The organism is Youngimonas ophiurae (nom. illeg.), from assembly GCF_049803795.1.
Lineage (GTDB): Bacteria > Pseudomonadota > Alphaproteobacteria > Rhodobacterales > Rhodobacteraceae > Thalassobius.
On record NZ_JBNAGJ010000001.1, the window covers coordinates 242110 to 257002 of the forward strand.

Annotated in this window: 22 protein-coding genes; 14 read left to right on the plus strand and 8 right to left on the minus strand. The window is 55.6% G+C overall.

Annotation, left to right across the window (positions count from 1 at the left end):
* The first annotated feature begins 28 nt into the window (after window positions 1-28).
* Window positions 29-553, plus strand: coding sequence for a cupin domain-containing protein (locus ACP15O_RS01270; protein ID WP_425094219.1), 525 nt, complete (start codon window positions 29-31; stop codon window positions 551-553).
* Window positions 554-574: 21 nt separating this feature from the next.
* Here the strand turns inward: ACP15O_RS01270 and ACP15O_RS01275 are convergent, their stop codons facing one another.
* Complete coding sequence (locus ACP15O_RS01275) at window positions 575-1189, minus strand: TetR/AcrR family transcriptional regulator (protein ID WP_425094220.1); 615 nt, start codon at window positions 1187-1189, stop codon at window positions 575-577.
* Window positions 1190-1490: 301 nt separating this feature from the next.
* Window positions 1491-2114: a hypothetical protein gene (locus ACP15O_RS01280; RefSeq protein WP_425094221.1), complete on the minus strand. Its 624-nt coding sequence runs from the start codon at window positions 2112-2114 to the stop codon at window positions 1491-1493.
* A gap of 480 nt (window positions 2115-2594) precedes the next feature.
* On the opposite strand from ACP15O_RS01280, the gene ACP15O_RS01285 reads away from it, so the two are divergent.
* From ACP15O_RS01285 to ACP15O_RS01300, 4 genes are all read left to right on the plus strand, one after another.
* Window positions 2595-2912, plus strand: coding sequence for a hypothetical protein (locus ACP15O_RS01285; protein WP_425094222.1), 318 nt, complete (start codon window positions 2595-2597; stop codon window positions 2910-2912).
* Between the two features lie 97 nt (window positions 2913-3009).
* Entirely contained in the window at window positions 3010-3255 is a 246-nt protein-coding gene (locus ACP15O_RS01290; protein ID WP_025059995.1) for a helix-turn-helix domain-containing protein, read from the plus strand.
* Window positions 3255-4547, plus strand: coding sequence for a type II toxin-antitoxin system HipA family toxin (locus tag ACP15O_RS01295; RefSeq protein WP_425094223.1), 1293 nt, complete (start codon window positions 3255-3257; stop codon window positions 4545-4547). The genes ACP15O_RS01290 and ACP15O_RS01295 overlap by 1 nt, the downstream gene beginning before the upstream one ends.
* A 320-nt stretch (window positions 4548-4867) precedes the next feature.
* Window positions 4868-5065 (plus strand): hypothetical protein, encoded by a 198-nt coding sequence (locus ACP15O_RS01300; RefSeq protein WP_425094224.1) that lies wholly within the window; start codon window positions 4868-4870, stop codon window positions 5063-5065.
* 180 nt (window positions 5066-5245) lie between these two features.
* Here ACP15O_RS01300 and ACP15O_RS01305 read toward each other — a convergent pair whose 3' ends face one another.
* The 5 genes from ACP15O_RS01305 to ACP15O_RS01325 form a co-directional block, all read right to left on the minus strand.
* Window positions 5246-5797: a methyltransferase family protein gene (locus ACP15O_RS01305; RefSeq protein ID WP_425094225.1), complete on the minus strand. Its 552-nt coding sequence runs from the start codon at window positions 5795-5797 to the stop codon at window positions 5246-5248.
* Window positions 5794-6714, minus strand: coding sequence for a cation diffusion facilitator family transporter (locus tag ACP15O_RS01310; protein WP_425094226.1), 921 nt, complete (start codon window positions 6712-6714; stop codon window positions 5794-5796). The genes ACP15O_RS01305 and ACP15O_RS01310 overlap by 4 nt, the downstream gene beginning before the upstream one ends.
* Complete coding sequence (locus ACP15O_RS01315) at window positions 6704-7474, minus strand: transglutaminase-like domain-containing protein (protein WP_425094227.1); 771 nt, start codon at window positions 7472-7474, stop codon at window positions 6704-6706. Before ACP15O_RS01315 ends, ACP15O_RS01310 begins: the two co-directional genes overlap by 11 nt.
* A gap of 70 nt (window positions 7475-7544) precedes the next feature.
* The gene (locus tag ACP15O_RS01320; RefSeq protein WP_425094228.1) at window positions 7545-7871 is read right to left on the minus strand and encodes a YnfA family protein; all 327 of its coding nucleotides are present in this window, start codon (window positions 7869-7871) and stop codon (window positions 7545-7547) included.
* 2 nt (window positions 7872-7873) lie between these two features.
* Complete coding sequence (locus ACP15O_RS01325) at window positions 7874-8302, minus strand: MerR family transcriptional regulator (RefSeq protein WP_425094229.1); 429 nt, start codon at window positions 8300-8302, stop codon at window positions 7874-7876.
* A gap of 172 nt (window positions 8303-8474) precedes the next feature.
* Here ACP15O_RS01325 and ACP15O_RS01330 point away from each other — a divergent pair, with 172 nt between their 5' ends.
* From ACP15O_RS01330 to lspA, 9 genes are read left to right on the plus strand one after another with little or no spacing between them, the layout of a single operon-like run.
* Entirely contained in the window at window positions 8475-9071 is a 597-nt protein-coding gene (locus ACP15O_RS01330; protein ID WP_052377150.1) for an SCO family protein, read from the plus strand.
* Window positions 9068-9493 (plus strand): disulfide bond formation protein B, encoded by a 426-nt coding sequence (locus ACP15O_RS01335; protein WP_425094230.1) that lies wholly within the window; start codon window positions 9068-9070, stop codon window positions 9491-9493. Before ACP15O_RS01330 ends, ACP15O_RS01335 begins: the two co-directional genes overlap by 4 nt.
* Window positions 9490-10149, plus strand: coding sequence for a DsbA family protein (locus ACP15O_RS01340; protein WP_425094231.1), 660 nt, complete (start codon window positions 9490-9492; stop codon window positions 10147-10149). The genes ACP15O_RS01335 and ACP15O_RS01340 overlap by 4 nt, the downstream gene beginning before the upstream one ends.
* A 25-nt stretch (window positions 10150-10174) precedes the next feature.
* Complete coding sequence (locus ACP15O_RS01345; RefSeq protein WP_425094232.1) at window positions 10175-10636, plus strand: copper chaperone PCu(A)C; 462 nt, start codon at window positions 10175-10177, stop codon at window positions 10634-10636.
* The gene (locus ACP15O_RS01350; RefSeq protein WP_425094233.1) at window positions 10636-11256 is read left to right on the plus strand and encodes an SCO family protein; all 621 of its coding nucleotides are present in this window, start codon (window positions 10636-10638) and stop codon (window positions 11254-11256) included. Before ACP15O_RS01345 ends, ACP15O_RS01350 begins: the two co-directional genes overlap by 1 nt.
* A complete protein-coding gene (locus ACP15O_RS01355) occupies window positions 11253-12626 on the plus strand; it encodes a M23 family metallopeptidase (RefSeq protein ID WP_425094234.1) in 1374 nt (457 codons plus the stop codon). Before ACP15O_RS01350 ends, ACP15O_RS01355 begins: the two co-directional genes overlap by 4 nt.
* A 3-nt stretch (window positions 12627-12629) precedes the next feature.
* Window positions 12630-13079, plus strand: a complete 450-nt coding sequence (locus tag ACP15O_RS01360) for a DUF411 domain-containing protein (RefSeq protein ID WP_425094235.1) — start codon at window positions 12630-12632, stop codon at window positions 13077-13079.
* Window positions 13080-13105: 26 nt separating this feature from the next.
* Entirely contained in the window at window positions 13106-13888 is a 783-nt protein-coding gene (locus tag ACP15O_RS01365) for a ZIP family metal transporter (RefSeq protein ID WP_025054192.1), read from the plus strand.
* Window positions 13889-13894: 6 nt separating this feature from the next.
* Entirely contained in the window at window positions 13895-14362 is a 468-nt protein-coding gene (gene lspA / locus ACP15O_RS01370; protein WP_425094236.1) for a signal peptidase II, read from the plus strand.
* Here lspA and ACP15O_RS01375 read toward each other — a convergent pair.
* Complete coding sequence (locus ACP15O_RS01375) at window positions 14353-14862, minus strand: L,D-transpeptidase family protein (protein WP_425094237.1); 510 nt, start codon at window positions 14860-14862, stop codon at window positions 14353-14355. The genes lspA and ACP15O_RS01375 overlap by 10 nt on opposite strands.
* Window positions 14863-14893 lie beyond the last annotated feature (31 nt).

Consider the following 14893-nt stretch of genomic DNA (forward strand, 5'->3'; position numbering starts at 1 on the left):
CACTGGAAATAAGGATAGGGAGGAAAACATGCCAAAGATTGTTGTGACAGGTCACGAAAATGGCGCGTCCGTTGTCGCCAAAAGCTTTGATCGCCCAACGGGGTATTTCGATACCATGCCTGCGTTTTCGGCGGTGTTGGTGTGGTCAACGGGCGAAACTTGCAGCATCCCGTTGACGGGTGATTTCGATGCTTCGGCCCGCGCGTCGGTCTTGCCCGCGGCCGGAGAGGTGAACTTGATGATCGTGACCTATCCGCCCGATCGCACCCCCATGCCCGAGGGATTTGACCCCGCCAAATTCGGGGCCGAGATGCTGTCTAAACTGCCGGGGCTGGCCGAGAAGTTCGAAGAAAACGGTATGCATACCACTGACACGATAGATTTCGGTGTGATCTTGGAAGGTGCTTTGGTGTTGAAATTGGACGATGAACAGACCGTTGCGCTAAGCGCGGGGGATATTGTTGTCCAAAATGGCACCCGCCATGGTTGGTCGAACCCCGGTGATACTCCGACAACAGTGGCCTTTACGATGGTTGGCGCGCGCCGGGCCTAGACGCGCCAAACGCACACGGGGTTAATCAATATCGCGAGAGGTGACGAGTTTCAGAACCTTATCGAAAAACTCGTCCTGGCTCATGGAATCGACTGTCCGATGCAAAACGGAATCGCCCATAACCAGACAGTAAGCAAAATAGGCCCGTCTTTTGGCCTCTTCCTTCTCGAATCCCATGTCCCGAAAGAGCTTGGAGATATATTCAAAGCGGATCTCGTCCACCTCTTGCACCGCTTTGCGTGGGATCTCTACGCGTCGTGCCCAATCCCGAATCGAGCTTTCGACCTGCGCAAAGCCCGGTGAATTTTCCCGTCTCGGCAGTGCGAAGACATTTTTCAGCCGCTCGCGTGGGTCTACTCCGGATTTTGAGATGGCTCTAATAACATTCAGGGTCATCCGTTTGCGCCAATGCGCCAGCATTGCGCCCAACAGGTCGCTGCGCGAGCTAAAGTGCCAGTAAAAACTGCCTTTGGTTACGCCAAGCATTTTGCATAGCGTATCAATCTTGATGCCGCGGACATTTTCATCAACCAGAATCTGAATCGCGGTATCAACCCAATCCTGTTCTGTAAGAGGCGAGTCTTTGATTCGCTGTGTCTTACGTCTAGTCCGAACGACTTTATCAGAATTCTCCACGCTGCCTCCGAGTCGCGTTGATTGTCATATATCTTGCGCGGCCCCACCTGCATTGGCCGAATTGATTGTCAGTGACGGCGTGGATGCCCCCGCCTGATGGCATCGCAATGTGCCAAAGAGATTTTTTAGAATGCCACTGCAAAACAGCAGCATCCGTGACCGAAGTTAGCACTATTGGCGTCTCCCTTGCAAAGCCGGTGACGTATCCGCATGTGACCGGGGCGGATGCGGCGTTGCGGTTGGCAAGAAGGCAATCGAGCCCAGTTTCTTAACGTCCTTACCAGGCAATCGCAGAGGGCGGTCACATACGCTCGGGCAATGCGAATGACGTCTGGCGAATGGCATATTGCATTCTAATCCCATGTTTTAAATGTAAAAAACACCAAATCCGATGCCGAAAAAATTGGCGAGCCAGCGTCACTTCTGATGATGAATTTCTTGCTATCGGGCATACAAAGTCAAAAGTAATGAATTCGAGATCATCCCGCAGGCGCCGAACGGCCCGATAAAATCCGGTTCGATTTCGGACGAACGGACAGCGCTGAGTGACGGTTTGCGCAAGAATGTAGCCTTGCAAAATGTGCATAGCTGCATTGCAGCAAAACTTCTTGTTGCAGCGCAGCATTTGCAGTAGCTTCTTTTCAAAGGTTGGGCCTCCTCTCCTCCTCCCTGGGGGTCTGATCATGGTTCTACGCTGCACCTCCTCCCGCAGCGTGGACGCAGAACAAGGCACCATCTCACCTCCCGAGATGGTGCCTTTTTGTTTTGTTGAGCTAACAGGCTTCAATTGATCAGGCCCAGAATACAGGAGAACTCCGATGTTCTCTGATGGGGCATGAAATGCCATTTGGGGGCCGTTGGGGGCTGGGCCTTCATCCCCAATAGCACGGATCATTTTAAGGCATGGCACCAGAGCATGACGCACGGTGATCGTTTCTTGTGCACGTCGCTATTTCGTTGCCTGCCGAATATACATGCCGTTTATTCGTTCGGATGTGACCCAAGATGATGGTGTCGGCACTTGCTGGCCGTTGCCCGCACAGGTGCGCTGCATGAAAATTTCGACAGAATGGCACGGGAGCTGCGTATAAAATAAAATATCCGCAGCCCGCCTTCAATGCGCCCTCAATACGAAGGAATCCTATGTCCGAATTTCCCGTTGTCCGATCCCCGCAGCGAGCCGCTTGTGTTTTGCTTTTCGCGTTTAGCCTGATGTGCGGCATGGCGGCGGTTTGGCCGGTCTCGGCGCAGCCCGTTATGCAGGGCAATCGTGAAACGGTTGTGGGGGTTGTGACGCTTGAACGGCAACAGGTGCCATTTTCGACCACAGTACCGGGGCGGGCTGTGGCCTTTGAGCAGGTCGATATCCGTCCCCGCGTCGGCGGGGCGATTTCGGAGATCGTTTATGCTGCTGGCCAGCGTGTGGCCGTGGGCGACGTGCTGTTTCGCCTATGCCAAGGAAAGCGAAGGCTACACGCGCAGCAAGGTCTGTTTCTCGGACAACTGGTTCAAGATGCGACGGTGGGAGAAAGGGCTTGCCCAGGTGCAGGCCGACCGCGAGAAGGCGCGAGAGGCCGAAGCCAAAGGCCGTGCGAGCCTCGCCGAGTGGATTCACGAGCGCCATCCCCTGTGCCGCCATATCACGAACCGGCAGATCGAGGATTTGATTGCGTCAAAGCTGGTGACGCCCGAGCAGGTCTGCGCTGCGGGGCTGCAGTCGTGAGTGTAGCTCGCATGTTACGCTGTGGCGTAAAAATAAAATATTTACGTTGCGGCGTAATTTACTTTGATTTACGCTACTCCGTAAAAGGAGCCGCATCATGGACCTCACAGCACGCACGGCCGAGCAGATCGGCGAGGCACTTCGCCGGACGCGAAAGGCGCGCGGCTGGACCCAAAGCGATATCAGCGCGCGCACGAATTTGCGCGTCGCGACGATTTCGTCGCTCGAGAATGGCGACGCGGGAGCGAAGCTCGCCACGGTGCTCGCTGTCATGGCGGCACTTGGGCTTGAGTTCCGATTGGTGGAGCGTGGTGGCTCGCTTGAGATTGAGGATATCTTCTGATGGCCAAACACGGGCGTAGCGGCACGATGCAAGTGCTTCTGAACGGACGGTTGGTGGGGGCTTTGCGTCTCGCTGGTTCAGGCGCGATCAGCTTAACCTACGATCACGACTGGCTGTCCTGGGAACACGCCATGCCCATCTCGCAGTCACTGCCTTTGCGCGAAGGGGCGCACCAGGGTGGCCCTGTCATTGCCTACCTAGAAAACCTGCTGCCGGACAATCAGGCGATACGCGAGCGCGTTGCCGCTCGGGTGCGCGCAGGCGGCACGGACGCGTGGCACATGCTGGAGAAAATCGGGCGCGATTGCGTGGGGGCCTTGCAATTCGTCTCAGGTGAGATTCCAGAGTTTGCCGTGCTCGAGGGAGAGCCCGTATCTCAGGCACAGATTGCGGATATGTTACGCAACCTCGCAAGCGCTCCGCTAGGCTTGGATGAGGAAGACGACTTCCGCATTTCTATCGCCGGGGCGCAGGAGAAAACAGCGCTGCTGCGCCACGAGGGCGCGTGGATCCGTCCATCGGGGCTCACTCCTACGACCCATATCTTCAAGACCCAGCTAGGTGTTTTACCAGCGGGGATTGATTTGTCTGACAGTGTTGAGAACGAGTTTTTCTGCATGAGTTTCTGTCGCGCCATGGGTTTGGATGTAGCAGAGGTCGAAATTACTGACTTCGAAGACGTACGAAGCCTTGTCGTGACGCGGTTTGATCGGCGCTGGACCAAAGATGGCCGCTTGATCCGCCTCCCGCAGGAGGATTTTTGTCAGGCGCTCTCAGTCCCACCCAGCCAAAAATATCAAATGGATGGCGGACCGGGGATCACTCAAGGCATCGGACTGCTAACCGGCAGTGATGACCCCGAGGCGGATCAGCGCGTGTTCTTCCGCGCGCAAGTGCTGTTTTGGCTTTTAGGGGCGACAGACGGGCACGCTAAGAATTTCAGCATCGCATTGCGCCCTAGCGGGTTCCGCATGACCCCGCTCTACGATGTGCTGAGCGCTCAGAAAGCCGTGGATGACGGTCAAATCCGCCAGAACCGGATGCGCCTCGCGATGGCGGTCGACGGTCACTATCGGATCAATGAGGTGGTACCTCGCCATTTCCTACAGGCTGCAAAGGCGGCTGGCTTTGGTGTGGCGCTGGCGGAAGAGGTCGTGTCGGACATCGCGACGGAGCTTGAACCCGCCTTGGACAAGGCACTAGAAGAACTGCCGGATGGGTTTCCACAGCCATTGGCGGAAGCCATTGCTGCTGGCGTGCGACGTCGGGCGATTGCCTTTCATGCCGTATGATCCGCAGATCATTTTTCCGGTTTATGGTCGGTAGATCATATTTACTGCGAGCAATCTGCAGGTCCAGTACACGAGTTGCAGCGTTCCAGGCCAGCTTTGGCGGGAAAGCCCAGAGATTGATGGCCAAACTCAGATCATCAACGCCGTGTTTCTGATTGCTGAACATAAGCGGGCAGCCGTGCCAGACGCGGGACAAACCCCACTTCAACAAGAAAATTCCCCTGCGCCAGCGCATTCCTCGCGAGGCAAGTTTCTCGCTGACAGTCCCTTGATGCCAGCTTTGGTCATGTTCATCGAAACACTCAAAGTGAGGATCAAAAATGGCTACTCAAACTCTGAAACTAAACGTCAAATCCGGCGAAAAAAACGGCAAGAACTTCTGGGACCGCTGCGGCGTCCTCTTCGTCAACACCGACGACAGCGGCAACATCACTTCGATCAACGTCAAACACAGCATGTTCCCCGACGTCGAAATGGTCGCCTTCGCGCGTCGCGATGATGATCCAGTCACCGAATGACTGCGGTGCCGGGGCGGATATCCCGCCCCGGGTAAAGGGGACTGCTGCGTCTACTGTTCTTACGCAACGGTTCCATGTCCACCAATCCAAGAAGGCAAGTCCTGCCGCGCCTAGGGGCGATTCAGGCCTCGCGCAGCTGAAGGGTCAACGAACCTCCGAAAAGCCTTTTAGCGAGGCGGCTCAGATAAAACGACGGGTCGACGCCATATACTTTTCAAAATCAGACCCGTATTGCTTCTTGAGCCACGGTTCTTCCGCGAATGGCGCAGCTACCAAAACCAAGATCGAAGCCGTTCCAATAATGAGCGTTGATGGTGCTGCAGAAAGTATCATCCATCCACCAACAATCGCGATATCGGCCAAGTACTGAGGATTGCGAGAGTAACGATACATGCCAGCGGTCCTCAGCGTACCTTTCGCGCCGCCCGTTTGCGGAACCCCGAAATGAGCGACTTCAGACCAGACGACAACATTGCCGAACACAATGAGCGGTATCCCGACCCCGAAACGAAGCCAGGTGGGAAACGCCAGATCACCCCAGCCCGAGACGCCAAGCATGATCAGAATGCCAAATAAAGAAAACGTTGGCACCCAGACCAGAATTGGTGTGATCGACGTGTAGCGCTTGGGTGGCCAGATACGACGCTCGGGGAAAGCGATTGACCAAAGGATCGAAGCAAGTGTCACCGCAGCAATTCCCAGACCTAAGTAAATCAAGATGACTTCTATCAATATCTGGTCTCCGCATGCCCATAGAGCAGCGCTCCATCGTGTGCATTCCCCAGATCCTCCAATTCGAGAGTAGAGTGCCGGATGCCGAACTCTTCGGCGAGGCGCGCTTTCACTGCCTCTTTGATCCCTTCGCCGAATGCGCCATCAGCGGTCACGACATGGCAATCTAGCGCCGCCTCATTCTCTTGCATCTGCCACAGATGAACGTGGTGGACATCATGCACACCATCGACGTCCCTGATTGCAGCAACAACAGCATCATTGTCGACGTCGGGCGGGCTACCAAGCATCAGGATGCGGATGGGTTTGCCGATCTCGGTGGTGGCCAGGTAAAGGATATAGACCGCGATACCGATCGTGATCGCCGGATCGACCCACCACATGTTATAGAGCAGGATGAGCGAGCCGCCGATAATTACGGCAACAGAGGCCAACGCGTCCGACAGGTTGTGCAGGAAAAGCGCCCGGATGTTCACGCTGCCCTTTTGCATCGAATACGTCAGCAGCGCCGTCAAAGTGTCGACGACCAGCGCCACCGAGCCCAAGATCACCACGGTCCAACCGGCCACTTCGGTTGGTTCGATCATACGCATTCCGCCTTCGTAGATGAGATAGACACCAACGAGGATGAGGGTGGTGTAGTTGATCAAGGCAGCCACAACTTCGATACGACCATAGCCGAATGTCATGCGAGCATCTGCCGGGCGTCTGGCGATCTTTCGCGCCGCAAAGGCAATCACCAAGGATGCCATGTCGGAGAAATTGTGCAGAGCATCCGCGATGAGCGCCAGACTGCCGGATAAGATCCCACCGACGATCTGCGCAACAGTTAGAAGAGCGTTGGCCCAGATTGCGATGGAAACACGGCGATCCCCGGAAGCCGGATCAATATGCGCGTGACCGTGATCATGAGGCATGACGGGATTCCTTGTGCTTATGATTTGGTAAAGACAAGCCGGGAATTTGCGGAACATTGCCCGATCTGATCCGGCGCACGCGGGCGTTCATCCAATGGCGGATGATATGGCGATACAATATGCCCTTTACGAAGCTGAACGCCTGCTGATGAGTGGCGTAGAATTCGTCTGGTGCGTCGAAAACACCAAAGTCCTGAGCGATGCCGGTCTCTTGGATGTAGGTATCGCCGCCCGTCCACTCCACAGGTGGAGCCTGCAGGCAGTCGGTTCCTGCCCCGTAACCGCAGAGGCTCGGTGAATCGGTAAATGTGGATTGGAGCGCCGAAAGAAACTCTGAGTCCAGAATGAACCCTTCTAGGTTCGCCCAACCCGTCTCCGTCTCTACCTCAACCCAAGAGTGGACGATCTCATTGGGGGCAAGAGGATAGACGAGCTCTGGCACAACACCCCGTTGCAGCTCTTTGTGGATCGTGAATCCATGCAGGCGGCACCGCACACCTACCGCGCGCAACAAGGCCATAAGTAACGTGCCCTTGGTATTGCACTGGCCAAAACCGTCCGTGAGGACATCGGCGGCCGGGATATCGTCTGCGCGGTTATACCCAAAGGCAATTTCATTGCGTACGAAATCGTAGACCGCGCCAATACGGTCATGGGTCGCAAGAGCTTTCCACCCTCTTTCCGCAACCAACTGCTCAATCGACGGATGGCCGAAATTCAGGATTGGGGTGGCTGCTAACAGCCGGTCTTCTGCGCTCATCATACATCTCCTCGAATCGTCTTTGAGTAAGGTATAATTGCTACAGTGACTATAGGTTCAAGGCTTAACTTTAAGCGCTGCGTGGACCTAGGAGAATGACGGCAGCGCCAAAGAGGCAGACAGCCGCCCCCATTGCATCCCACCGGTCAGGCCGCTGGCCCTCAACCAGCCACATCCACGTAACTGATGCTGCGATATACACCCCGCCATAAGCCGCAAATGCTCGCCCCGCGACGGTGGTATCGACCTGCGCCAGCAACCAACCAAACGCTAACAAGGCGCATCCTCCCGGGAGTATCCAAAATGGGGTTGCCCCGAGCCGCCACCAGGTCCAGATCGCGAAGCAACCGGCAATTTCGGCCAATGCGGCGAGTGGGTAAGCGGCCAGTGCTGGCATTACTAGGCTCCAATCTCATCGTGGTTGGTCAGGCACTCAGAATGATCGCGTAGAACTTCGAGAACCTTACAGTCGGCCGTATTGCCTCCGCTGCATTCGTGGATCATCCGTTTCAGCTCTGTGCGCAGCGCTTTCAAGCGATCCATCCGCAATTCGACCTGTTTGAGTTGTCGACGAGCGATGGAGTCGGCCTCATGGCAAGATCGATCCGGATTGTCGCTAAGATCAAGTAGCTCGCGGATCGCCTCCAGCGGAAATCCCAACTGGCGCGCGTGTCGAATAAAGGACAAGCGATCGACTTCGGCGTAACCGTAACGCCGCTGCCCGCCTTCAGTGCGACCCGGTTCGGGCATCAGGCCGATCTGTTCATAGTATCGAATGGTTTGGACTTTTGTTCCGGTCTTCTTTCCCAAGCTTCCAATTGTCAGCATGCAACCTCCATATCTATAGTGTTGGTAGCTATAGCTATTGGCATGCGCAAGCGAGCACTGTAATCACAGGTCCGTGAAGGGCTGCTTCTTAGCCAAGAAATAGCTTGAACCTCTAGCAGCTAGAACATTTAGACCGCTGTAAAAATGGGCGGAATCGGGCGTAATACGACCAATGAGATTTTCTACGTTACAAAAAATGCTTTGGGGACTCGTCACAATCGCGATTGTTGGGTTCATTTGGCTGCAGGTTTCTACCAGAAGCGAACCGCGGGCTGATGATCCTGCGTTCCGGGCGGATTTCGAACTGACCGATCACCAAGGCAAGGTGCAGACGGACGAAGACTTCGCAGGGCGCTGGATGCTCGTGTTCTTCGGCTTTGCGAATTGCCCTGATGTCTGCCCCACGACCTTGGCCGAGGTTGCCGCCGTCATGGATGGGCTCGGCTCTAACGCGGCCCAAGTCCAGCCTCTTTTCATTTCGATTGATCCGGAACGTGATACGCCCGAACAACTGGCAGGGTTTGTCCCGGCCTTTGATGCCAATATCATCGGTCTCACCGGTACAGCGGATCAGATCAAGCGAACGTCCGAAACCTTCCGTGTATATTACGAGAAGATCGAAGAGGCGGCTTCGCCCAATGGGTACACGATGGGGCATTCCTCTCAGCTGTTCCTCTTTGATCCCCAAGGCGGATATGTCGGGGCTTGGACATATGGCACATCAGCTGAAGAAATTCTTTCTGACCTTAAGGCGCGGATGTCGATATGAGCCGATTGATGTCAAAAGAGACGGCTTTGACCGCCGCGTGGATCGTCGCTTTGGGGAGTTCCCTGGCCGTGCTCTATATCGGTGAGGTTCTGGGGCAGGCTCCTTGCAATCTGTGCTGGCTTCAGCGCGCTTTCATGTTTCCGCTAGCCATCGTTCTTGGCCTTGGTCTCTGGTGGGAAGATCATCGGGTCGGCCGCTACGGTATTGCACTCGCCCTTGGTGGGGCCGCCATCGCACTTTGGCATCTGGGCCTCTACGCTGGAATTCTGCCGGAGCGCATTCAGCCCTGCACTGCGACCGGCCCGTCTTGCACCGATGACAATCAGGTCTTCCTCGGCGTCCCAATCCCGCTCTTGTCGCTGATCGCCTTCGGGTTGATCGCGGTCCTGTCCATTTTCTCCCTGAAGGAACCACGCACATGAAAAACAAATCGATCGTTCTATCGGTCCTTCTCGTCGGTCTTGCAGTCTTTGCGGCCGCCGTTTGGTTTCAGTCGCGCTCGGCCTCGGTGGTTCAGGTTGAGCTAGTCCAGCCGGAAATCGCGGAAACACTAATCCGGTCCTACTCTCCAATCATTGGTCCGGAAGAAGCCCCTGTGACTATAGTCGAGTTCTTCGATCCGGCTTGCGAAGCCTGCCGCGCCTTCCATCCGATTGTGAAGGACATACTGGCCGAGCATGACGGCGAAGTACGCGTTGTGCTGAGATATACTCCCTTCCACGGAGAAGCTTCAGAACAGGCCATTCGTGTGCTCGAAGCGGCACGCATGCAGGGCGTTTTTGAGCCGGTTCTCGAAGCACTCCTTGAGTACCAACCCCGTTGGGCCTCCCATGGTGCCCCCGCGCCCGGATTAATCCTTGCGATTGCTGAACAGGCTGGTCTTGACGCGGAAAGCGCGCAAACGCAGATGATGGCTCCTCAAACAGTTGGCGTTCTCAATCAAGATCGCGCTGATGTGGAGGCGGTTGGCGTGCGAGGCACCCCCACCTTCTTCGTAAATGGTAAACCCCTTGATCCCTTCGGCGCTGATGAACTCCGCGCACTCGTTGCAGCGGAAGTCTCGGCAAGTGGATCTTGAACAGAAGACTCTTAGGAAAAACCTCATGAAATCATCAACCTTCACTGCCATCGCATTCAGTATCTTGATCGGGCTACCCGCAACGTCATTAGCCGGTTCGGAAGACATGGTGGTCGAAAACGCATGGGCCCGCGCGTCTATCGGTACCAACCGTCCGGGCGTAGCCTACATGACCCTGCGCAACACGGGCACTGACCCGGTGACATTGGTCGGGCTGGAAACCCCATTGGCCATGATGCCGGACATCCACGAAACCACGACTGATTCAAATGGTGTCAGTTCCATGGGCCCTGTCGGTGAAATCATCATTTCTCCGGGCGAGAGTGTTTCGCTGGAACCGGGCGGCATGCATGCCATGTTGATGCGGTTGCAAACCAAGATGGTCGAAGGAGAGACCTTTCCGCTGACACTGAACTTTGCAGATGGCGGGACACTGACTGTTGACGTTCCCATTCTTGGCATTGCCGCGCGTGGGCCTGAGGGCTGATGAACCGAAGAACCTTTTTCACTTATGGTGCCGCAATAAGCGGGGCGCTTGCGCTCACGCTATTTATCGGCTGGTGGCGGGTGGACGGTCCTGGCGCGTCTGAACCTGTAGTTCAGCGACCCTTGCCGCTCACCCAGATGGACTTTCAGATGACCGATCAAGGCGGTGCAACCGTCGGACCCGCGTCGCTTCTGGGCAATCCATCCATGGTGTTTTTTGGCTTCACATACTGCCCCGATGTTTGCCCAACCACATTGTCGGATATTTCTGGCTGGCTTGACGACCTTGGAGATGATGTTGCGGACATGAACGTCGTGTTCATCACGGTCGATCCGGAGCGCGATACCGTGGACGCCATGGCGGAATATGTCAATTATTTTCACCCTGCTATCCAAGGCTGGAACGGGACGCTTGAAGAGACAGCGCGCGCTGCCGCTGGCTTCCGTGCGCGCTATGAGAAGGTCGCTACGGACGGCGACTATACGATGAACCATACGGCAAGCGTCTTTCTCTTTGATGCTGAGGGGCAGTTTTCCGGCACAATAGACTACCATGAACAACGGGAATTTGCGGTGCCAAAAATCCGCCGCGTCCTGACAATAGAAGAAGAAACATCATGAAGTTGAGGTATCCTGCATTTGGTGTCTTAGGCGCTTCTTTAGTCCTAACGCTAGTCTTGGCATCACAGGCCAACTGGGGAATGTCCCGGGCACCCGACGCACTTGCTGCGGCGTCGAATTGGCAGCCCGTTCCCTTGCAACAACCATCTATGTCGCTTCAAACAGAGTCACCCTCTTGGAGCACGATTGCGGCAGCTGACAAAGTCATTTGGTCCTCAGAGCCGCCGGAGCCTCTAGCTTACGACGGAGCGTTTTGGGAAATGTCCTCGCCAGTGGTAACCTGGTCGGGCACCTTGTCCTCAGGTGAAACCTTAGATGCATTGCTGTCTGCGGCGGGCCTTTCTGCTGGCGATCGCGCCGAAGTAGCTTTGGCCATGGCGGCAGAATATGACCTGCGCAAGCTTAGACCCGGATATGGCATCGAAATTGAAACTTCCGTTTCCGGATCGCTTAATCGAGCCGTATTGTCTGTTGACGAAGGCGTCCAAATCGAAGCGGTTTTCACAGATGAGACTGCCACTCGGAGAATATTGCCTGAGCCTGATCTGGTGCTGCGGGCGGCAGATACGACGGTGCAAAACTCGATTTCGGCAACTCTTGCATCGGCAGATGTTCCCGCTCGGTTTGCCGTAGACTTGGCTGAGATGTTGGGAGGGACCGTTGACTTCCGGCGTGATTTGAAAGGCGACGAACCGTTGCAATTGATGTGGCGTGAAGCCAGGCTCGGCGACCAGATTATCGGACAACCTCACCTGTCCTTCGCAGCGCTGACCATCGACGAAACCCGCTATGAGATCGTGTGGCCGGACGACAACTCTGGCAACGCGACAATTTTTGTCGATGGAGAAGTGTTGCGCGTGTTCGCGCAGCCTGTGAAGGGAGCGCGGTTGAGTTCCGTGTATGGCAACCGCAGACATCCGATTTATGGAGATGTGCGCATGCATACAGGGGTCGATTTTGCAGCTCCGCATGGGACGCCCGTTTATGCCACCGCACCTGGAACTATTTCCTTTGTTGGTCGACGCGGCGGCTATGGACGCGTGGTCGAGATCGCGCATGGCTCGGATACTATGACCCGCTATGCGCACCTGAGTTCTGTGCCCGACGGTCTTTCGGTCGGAGAAAGGGTTACAGCGGGCGAGACGATCGGTCGCGTTGGTGCGACAGGAACTGCAACAGGTCCAAATCTGCATTATGAAGTGCGGGTGGATGGTCGACCCACAGATCCAATGTCGGAAGAACGGCTTGCCGAAGCGGCAAGAGCAGAAGGAACCAATCCAGACATTGTAGCACGTCTTCATGAGAGCCGGGCACAGTTTACTGGTTTACTTGATCAGGATGTCGCTCAAACGATGTCAGAAAGTCTTTAGATAATGAAAAAACACTTACTCTCCGCCTTGCTCACGCTCTCCTTGGCTGGGCAAGCGATCGCCCAAACGACCCCAATTGAAGTTATTAAGACGAATGGTTGCGGTTGCTGCCTAGCCTGGATGAAACACCTCGAAGAAAACGGCTTTGAACCCACAGGTGAGGATATGTTTGCAGGCCTTTTTGTCCGCTTCAAACTCGACAATGGCGTTCCGCAACGTATGGTGTCCTGTCACACGGGGCTCATCGACGGATATGTGATCGAAGGCCATGTCCCAGCGGGTGATATTCGCAGGTTGCTCAGCGAAAGACCGGACGCTGTCGGCCTCGCGGTGCCAGGGATGCCGCTTGGCTCGCCTGGTATGGATCAGAGCCGCTGGCGTGAGGCCTACGACGTGTTTCTCATCAACAACGACGGGTCGACAGAAGTCTTCTCAAGCTATTCTGGCGACTGAAGAGATTTACAACGAAAGATATAAAATTGGACACTCTCTCCCCTATCATGCTCGGATTTCTGGGTAGTCTTGCCGCAGGTTCAATGACCGCCATTGGCGCAATACCCGTGCTTTTTGGTCGCGTGCCGTCTCGCGCTACCCGAGACCTCTCACTTGGTTTCGCAGCAGGCGTGATGCTGGCGGCATCGTTCTTTTCCTTGATTATACCGGCACTTGATGCTGCTGAACTACGGTATGTGAACGAGGCCGCACCGGCAGCTATTGTGTGTATTGCGATCCTCCTCGGGATGGGCGCCGTGGCACTCATGAACGAGAAACTCCCGCATGAGCATTTCAGCACAGGTCGCGAAGGGCCGGAGGCAGCATCCCTTCGACGGGTGTGGTTGTTCATTATCGCCATCACGATCCACAATTTTCCCGAAGGGCTCGCTGTTGGCGTCGGCTTTGGCGCGGACGGTGTATCAGGTGGTATGCCGCTTGCGATCGGGATCGGACTGCAGAACGCGCCCGAAGGTCTGGCCGTCGCGGTGTCACTGCTCGGCGAAGGGTATTCGAAAGTCCGGGCTTGGGGGATCGCCGCATTAACTGGCATGGTTGAACCCATTGGGGGACTTTTGGGTGCGGGGATCATCACGATCTCCGAACCGCTTCTTCCTTGGGGTTTGGCGTTTGCCGCAGGTGCGATGCTCTACGTTATCAGTCACGAGATCATTCCTGAAACCCACCGAAGCGGTCATCAGAACAAGGCAACACTTGGCCTTGCGATCGGCTTGGTCATCATGCTGTTTTTGGACGTCTGGCTCGGATAAAAAACGATGAAGATATTCATCCTTCCCGGCCTGACTACCGTGTTGATCGCTCTTTTCGTGGATCAAGTCACGAAGTTCTTTGTCATGGACAACGCATCCTCGTTTGCCACCGGCATTCAAATCTTACCCATATTCGACCTTGTGTATGTTCAAAATGATGGGGTTAGCTTCGGGATGTTCGGGGGCATGCCTTGGTGGGGACTGTCGGCATTGGCGCTTTTGATATGTGCCGTTCTCGGTGTGCTGCTTTTTCGCAGCGACAATCACATTGAAGCTGTCGCGCTTGGTGCGATCATTGGCGGCGCTCTCGGTAACGTCGTAGATCGCGCTCGTTTTCAAGCTGTTACCGACTTTCTGAGCTTCCACATCGCTGGCCTGTCTTGGCCAGCCTTCAACTTGGCCGATGTTTTTGTCGTATGTGGCGTTGGCGTACTTTTGTTGTATCCGGTGTGGGACGCACGTCGTCAGGCATAAATGTCGATGGGCGTGCCATCGCGCACCATGGCATAAATCTCTTCAATTTGCCGATCACTGACCGCAATACATCCGGCGGTCCAGTCCTGCTTATTCGTTGGATCGATCCCCCGCCTCGGGCCACCGTGGATAAAGATATCACCCCCTGGAGACTGGCCCTGAGCTGCCGCAAAAGCGCGGTCGGCCGCATTCGGGTACGAAATGCCAATTGAGAGATGAAACAGGCTCTCGGGATTTCGGCGGTCGATGGTATAGGTTCCTTCGGGCGTGCGTCCGTCGCCCTCGAATTGCTTGTGCCCTTCCGGGGCAAAACCAAGCCCGACCGGGTAAGAGCGCAGCACGCCCTGCGCTCCATCGAGAACGAGCAGTCGTTGAGATTTGTAGAGGCGCAGGCGTGTCACGCCAGGGCCAGTGTACGACCTGAATTTGTTGGCGCATCCGGCCAAGAATGTCGCGACCGCACCAGATAGGAACAGCCGTCTCGGTAATTTTGTTATCATTACTGCCCAATGCCTCTTCTTTGGAGGTTCG